Source organism: Fusibacter bizertensis (genome assembly GCF_029914245.1).
GTDB classification, from domain to species: Bacteria; Bacillota; Clostridia; order Peptostreptococcales; family Acidaminobacteraceae; genus Fusibacter_C; species Fusibacter_C bizertensis.
In genome coordinates, this window is the sequence record NZ_JARYZI010000046.1 from 1 (window position 1) to 371 (window position 371).

Annotated in this window: 1 rRNA gene; it reads left to right on the forward strand. The window is 38.5% G+C overall.

The window, feature by feature from the left end:
• Positions 1-302: 302 nt before the first annotated feature.
• A 5S ribosomal RNA gene (gene rrf / locus QE109_RS17650) occupies positions 303-371 on the forward strand; the annotation flags it as partial.

A 371-nucleotide genomic window follows, 5' to 3' on the forward strand; every position in this document is an offset into this window, starting at 1 on the left:
TAATAGGCCTGAGGTGTAAGTGCAGTAATGTATTCAGCTGACAGGTACTAATAGGTCGAGGACTTGACCTAGAGATAATTTTTTACGAAGTAAATGTCGAAGTTATATGCAATTTTGAGTGTGTACGATTTATGTAATGCATAAATTGAATACAAACTTACTTATGTTTAACACAGCTTAGCTGTTTATATATAAGGAGCGAAGTTAAATTCGCGAGTGAAATAAAGTTTTTTAAAGGACAATTTCGAAGGCGCGTAGCGTCGTAGAACTCTTGTCTTTGAAAAAATCTTTATTGCACGAGATCCAGTGATGATGGCGGAGGGGCCACACCTGTTCCCATACCGAACACAGAAGTAAAGTCCTCCAGCGTC